3 protein-coding genes are annotated in these 1,245 nt (G+C 62.7%); all 3 read left to right on the forward strand.

Translation table 11 applies throughout. The features are described 5' to 3' along the window. Nucleotides 1–219: 219 nt before the first annotated feature. Entirely contained in the window at nucleotides 220–687 is a 468-nt protein-coding gene (locus tag AAC083_RS09300) for an OsmC family protein (protein WP_108536426.1), read from the forward strand. 17 nt (nucleotides 688–704) lie between these two features. Next, nucleotides 705–863 (forward strand): hypothetical protein, encoded by a 159-nt coding sequence (locus tag AAC083_RS09305; RefSeq protein ID WP_157013286.1) that lies wholly within the window; start codon nucleotides 705–707, stop codon nucleotides 861–863. Then, nucleotides 853–1,245, forward strand: a 393-nt coding sequence (locus AAC083_RS09310) for a GNAT family N-acetyltransferase (protein WP_375134752.1), incomplete at its 3' end; no start/stop codon positions are given. The genes AAC083_RS09305 and AAC083_RS09310, both read left to right, overlap by 11 nt.

Consider the following 1,245-nt stretch of genomic DNA (forward strand, 5'->3'; position numbering starts at 1 on the left):
GAATGGCGCCTCGCAACGTACGTACCAGTTGCTCGTGCAGCGGCAGATCGCTGGGTTGCTGAGTGGCAAACAGGGTTGGCAGGGCAGACATGGCTATTTCCAAGCAGACAATTGGTCTGCCCATACTGGCAAAATTGGTCGGCGTGGCAAGGCCATTATGCCGCTACATTGAGGCTCAAGGTTCGGGATCAACAGATATTGGCAATGAAAGGAGTCTGCATGTCGGAATACAGCGCCACCATCAGCTGGCAGTGCGGGGTTAGCGAGCCCTTCGTCGATCAGCGCTACAGTCGGGCCCACTGGTGGGAGTTTGATGGCGGCGTCAGGGTGCCGGCTTCCTCCTCCCCGCATGTGGTGCCCTTGCCCTACTCGGTGGCCGAGCACGTCGACCCGGAGGAGGCCTTTGTTGCAGCACTATCGAGCTGCCATATGCTCACCTTCCTCTGGCTGGTGGCCAGGGCGGGTTATCGGGTGGAGAGCTACCGGGACGAGGCGGTGGGCATCATGGAGGCGAACGAGAGGGGTCGCCAGGCCATCACCAGGGTCACATTGCAGCCGCTGGTGCAGTTTGCCGGTGACCGGCAGCCCACTTTGGCCGAGCTGGAACAACTGCACTGTCAAGCCCATGAGGAGTGCTTTATCGCCAACTCCGTCAAAACCATCGTCACCACCCGGATCCGGGTCTAGTCACAAGGAGGGGTATCATGAGTCAGGTATTGAGCTGCGGGCTGGTCAGCGCGGCAGAGGTCAGCGTCTTCTACGAGGCTCAGTTGGTCTATCGGTGGCGCCAGGACGGCTTTGCCGTCGCCACCGGCAACGAGACGGGATCGCTGCAAACGGGAGGGATTGCCTGTGGCAGCTGACATCTATCTGAACGAGTTCGGCCAGCCGGTTGGTGCCCCGCTGCCCGACTGGCGGGGGGCAGCATTTCCTCCCCATCACCTCCTGAGTGGCTGGGGCTGCCAGTTGGCGCCGCTGGATCCCGAGCGTCACGGCCCGGGCCTCTGGCAGGCGTTCTGCAGCGACAGCGGGGCTATGTGGACCTACCTCACCAGCGGGCCTTTTGCCGATGAGGCGGCCATGGGGAGCTGGCTACAGCAGTGCGCCGCCAAGGCGGACCCCCAGTTCTACACCATCATGGATGCCAAGAGCGGTCAGGCGCTCGGGCTCGCCAGCTACCTGCGCATCGATCCCCTGGCTGGCAGCATGGAAGTGGGCTGGCTGCACTTCTCGCCAGCCCACTTC

The sequence above is a fragment of the Aeromonas sp. HMWF014 genome, from assembly GCF_963878295.1.
Lineage (GTDB): Bacteria > Pseudomonadota > Gammaproteobacteria > Enterobacterales > Aeromonadaceae > Aeromonas > Aeromonas popoffii.